This window comes from Arthrobacter cupressi (genome assembly GCF_900099975.1).
In the GTDB taxonomy this organism is placed as follows: Bacteria; Actinomycetota; Actinomycetes; order Actinomycetales; family Micrococcaceae; genus Arthrobacter; species Arthrobacter cupressi.
This window is the reverse complement of the sequence record NZ_FNEI01000030.1, coordinates 1-4,149: the sequence shown is the minus strand read 5'-3', so window position 1 is coordinate 4,149 and position 4,149 is coordinate 1. Positions and strand designations below refer to the sequence as shown.

Annotated in this window: 3 protein-coding genes and 1 pseudogene; 1 reads left to right on the top strand and 3 read right to left on the bottom strand. The window is 68.2% G+C overall.

Features of this window, described 5'->3' with window-relative positions:
* Nucleotides 1-226: leucine zipper domain-containing protein (locus BLP88_RS18505; protein ID WP_139163455.1), on the bottom strand; the 226-nt coding region annotated here is incomplete at its 3' end.
* Nucleotides 227-428: 202 nt separating this feature from the next.
* Between BLP88_RS18505 and BLP88_RS18500 the strand changes: the two genes are divergently transcribed.
* The gene (locus tag BLP88_RS18500) at nucleotides 429-2,081 is read left to right on the top strand and encodes an MDR family MFS transporter (RefSeq protein WP_074591659.1); all 1,653 of its coding nucleotides are present in this window, start codon (nucleotides 429-431) and stop codon (nucleotides 2,079-2,081) included.
* A 7-nt stretch (nucleotides 2,082-2,088) separates the two neighbouring features.
* Here the strand turns inward: BLP88_RS18500 and BLP88_RS18495 are convergent, their stop codons facing one another.
* Nucleotides 2,089-3,567: an aromatic amino acid lyase gene (locus BLP88_RS18495; RefSeq protein WP_245679921.1), complete on the bottom strand. Its 1,479-nt coding sequence runs from the start codon at nucleotides 3,565-3,567 to the stop codon at nucleotides 2,089-2,091.
* Nucleotides 3,568-3,636: 69 nt separating this feature from the next.
* A pseudogene (locus BLP88_RS18490) lies at nucleotides 3,637-4,149 on the bottom strand (urocanate hydratase); the annotation flags it as partial.

Sequence of the window (4,149 nt, the reverse complement as noted above, 5' to 3'; positions counted from 1 at the left end):
TGACCACCGCTGGAGGAGTTTTCCGTGGCATCGACTGCGGCCGGCTGGAACGGTCCGTCATTCCGGCCGGCCCTTCGGTGCGGTATCGGGCCGCCCATTTGCGGGCGGTCACGGGCGAGACCATGAACATTTTGGCGGCGGGGCCCACCGGCCAATGGTTCTCGACGATGAGTTTGGCCAAGCGCAGACGTGCGCGGGGCGTCAAAGCAGCGTTAGCGTGGGACACGAAGGCCTCCTGTTGAGATGAAGCGGTTCCTAGACAGCTCCACTTCATAACAGGAGGCCTTCGCCCGTCAGCAGATCACACGGGATTCATGAAACAACGTCCCTGGACATCACAGCTAGGCGGGGAATACAACGTCACCTAGGATAGTTACTGAAAGCAACTATCCGTTGCGCTCCCCTGCCCGCCTTTCCCTGGAGGACCGATGTCCAAATCCACCCCTGTCCGGGCCCCCGGCGAAGTCCTGACCCACCGCCAGGCCTTGACCGTCATGGTGGGCCTCATGCTCGGCATGTTCCTGTCCTCCCTGGACCAGACCATCGTGTCGACCTCGATCTACACCATCGCGAACGACCTGGACGGCCTTTCCCTGCAGGCTTGGGCCACCACCGCGTACCTCATCACCTCGACGGTAAGCACCCCGCTGTACGGCAAGCTCAGCGACATCTTCGGCCGCCGCCCGCTGTACCTGGCCGCGATCCTCATCTTCCTGGCGGGCTCGCTCTACGCCGGTTCCGTGCATTCCATGGCCGAACTGGCCGTGGCCCGCGGCATCCAGGGCATGGGCGCCGGCGGCCTGCTGGCACTGGCCCTGACGATCATCGGCGATATCGTGGCGCTCAAGGACCGCGCCAAGTACCAGGGCTACTTCATGTCCGTGTTCGGCATTTCCTCGGTGCTCGGTCCGGTGATCGGCGGCGCCTTCGCCGGAACCTCGAACATCCTGGGATTCGACGGCTGGCGCTGGGTCTTCTTCATTAACCTGCCCATCGGCCTGGCCGCGCTGGCCGTGGTCTTCCTGTACCTGCACCTGCCGCCGCGGCACGTGAAGCAGAAGATCGACTACTGGGGCGCCGCCGCCATCACCCTGGCGATTGTGCCGCTGCTGCTCGTGGCCGAACAGGGCCGCAGCTGGGGCTGGAACTCGGGCGCGTCCTGGCTCTGCTACGGCCTGGGCGTGGCCGGAATCGTCCTGTTCCTCGTGGCCGAGCGCCGCGCCGGGGACTACGCGCTGATCCCGCTGCGGCTGTTCCGCAACGCCACCTTCGGCCTGTCCTCGCTGCTGAACTTCATCATCGGCATCGGCATGTTCGGCGCCATCGCGATGCTGCCCATGTACCTGCAGCTGGTCAAGGGCCTCACCCCCACCGAAGCCGGGCTCATGATGATCACCTTCACGGTGGGCATCCTCTTTGGTTCCATTACAGCCGGGCGCACCATCTCGTCGTCGGGCACGTACCGGATCTTCCCGATCGCGGGCACCGCGATCCTGACCGCGGCCGCCGTCGTCATGGGCCTTTCCTTGGGCGTGGACACCGGCCTCTGGGTGCCCGGGCTGATCGCCGTGTTCTTCGGCATGGGGCTGGGCTTCTGCATGCAGCCGCTAACCCTGGCCATGCAGGTGTCCGTGCCGGCGAAGGACATGGGCGTGGGAACGTCGACGGCGGCGTTCTTCCGTTCCATGGGCGGCGCGGTGGGAACAGCTGTGTTCATCTCCATGCTGTTCAGCCAGGCCGCGGACAAGATCGCTGACGGCATGAAGACCGCCGCGTCGAACCCGGATTACCAGTCCGTGCTCCGCGACCCGGCCGTGGCGGCCGATCCCGCGAACGCCAAGCTGTTCGACTTCTTCAAGAACGGGGCATCCAACGATTCCCTGAACGACACCAGCTGGCTGCATTCGGCCAACCCGGCGCTGACCCGGCCGATCACCGAGGGCTTTGCCCAGGCGATCGACGTCGTGATGCTCACCGCGGCGGGGCTGACCCTGCTGGCGTTCCTGGTCAGCTTCGCCCTGCCGAACAGGAAGCTGACGGACCCGAAGGCCGCAGCCAAGGACGCAGTTCCGGCCCACTAAGAGTGGCTCAGTAGCGGGCTGTGACCAGCCGCTGCGCCTGTTCCAGGTCGCCGCGTAGGTCCCGGTCCCGGACGTCGGAGGGCAGCGTGAGCGCTGCCCTCATGACGGTCCGGAACCGCGGGCTGGCGAACTCATCAGGCTGGCGGCCCTGCAGCCGCAGGGCCCGGGCGGCGCAAACGAGTTCGACGGCGGCAACGGTCACCAGGGCGTCTGCCGTCGACTGCAGTTGCGCGGCGGCCACGCTGGCAAAGCTTGCGTCTTCCTCGGCGCCCAGGGACAGCACCACGGTCTGCAGGCTCACCGGCTGCGCGTTGCTCCGGATGCGGCCCACCGCGGCGGCGGCAACGTATTCGAGCATCATGACGCCGGACTGGCCGCTGCCGTCCTCGGCCAGGAACGGGTGCCCGCCGGTGTAGGCGGGCTCGCAGAGCAGGTCGATCCGGCGCAGGTGCGTGGCACAGGCCGCGCCGACGGCCAACTGCAGGGCATCCACGCGGCGGGCGAGGTTGGTCATTTGGAAGAGGCCGTGGTGGGCGACGTCGTTGCTCCCGTGCGCCGGGGAGCCGTGGACCAGCGGGTTCTCGTTTCCGGCGGTGGCGAGGCGCTGCAGCAAGGCACCGAGGGCCGCCAACTCTTCAGCTTGGGATCCGAAGATCTGCGGCAGGGTCCGGAGGCAGTACGGGTCCTGGATGCGGGCCGGTTCACCGCTGCCCTCGACCAGGCCGTGGAACAGGCGCGCCGCGTCCGCCACCGCCGGGGAGTCCGCGGCATCCGCAACCGCCGGGCTGAAGGCTTCCGGGTTCCCGGACATTGCGGCGAAGGACAGGGCGGCCACGGATGCGGCATTTTCCAGGAGCACGGCCAGCTCCTGGTGCGCGAGGACGGCCTGGGCGATGGTCAGTGCGCTGGAACTGATGAAGGGCAGCGCGTCGGCGGTGGCCCAGCCCTCCAGCAGGGCGCGCGCTTTTCCTCCGCCGAGGGGCTCCCGTTCGCCGAGCATCGTCAGCGCAGTGCCGGCTAGTGCGGGAAGGTCCGCGGTGCCGATCCCGCCGAACTCACGGACTTCGGGGACGGAGCCGGAGTTCAGGAGCGCCACGAGGGCTTCGGCAATGGCCGGGTTGATCCCCGACGCGCCGGCCGCCAACTGGGAGAGCCGGACCGCGAGCATGGCCCGGACGGTCCTGCGGTCCAGCGGCTTGCCGGCGTCCACGGCATGGCTGCGCAGCAGCTTAAGGCCGTGGGTGTCCCCGCCTTCGGCCTCCGCCAGGGAAACAGTCCGGTTCGCGCCGACCCCGGTGGAACGGCCGTAGACCGGGCGGCGCAGGGCCGTGGCCACCGCGGATTCACGGGATTCGGCCATCCGCACCAGCGCCTCCGGGGCCAAGCTGACATCTTCGCCGTCGGCCACGGCAACGATGTCCGCCAGGTCCAGCTGCAGGCCGTCGATCACGATCATGGAAGCTCCCTTCGCGGTGTTGAGTCCCATCGATTGCTCCGTAGGTGTCGTTCTGGTGGCCCAAAACGACCCTAACGGAGCAATCGATGAGGGGGTCGGCTAGCGGCCCTCGTTCATGGGGATGCGGACGCCGCGTTCTGCGGCGACCTCGACGGCGCGGTCGTAGCCGGCGTCGACGTGGCGGATGACGCCCATGCCGGGGTCGTTGGTCAGGAGCCGTTCGAGCTTCTGGGCCGCGAGTTCGGTGCCGTCGGCCACGGAGACCTGGCCGGTGTGGATGGAACGGCCGATCCCGACGCCGCCGCCGTGGTGGATGGACACCCAGGTCGCACCCGAGGACGCGGCGGTCAGGGCGTTCAGCAGCGGCCAGTCCGCGATCGCGTCCGAGCCGTCCTTCATGGCCTCGGTCTCCCGGTACGGGGAGGCCACGGAACCGGAGTCCAGGTGGTCACGGCCGATCACGATCGGGGCCTTGACCTTGCCCTCCGCGACGAGCTTGTTGAAGAGCAGGCCGGCCTGGTGGCGTTCGCCGTAGCCCAGCCAGCAGATCCGGGCCGGCAGGCCCTCGTACTCCACCCGGTCCTGGGCGGCGTCGATCCACTTGTGCAGGTG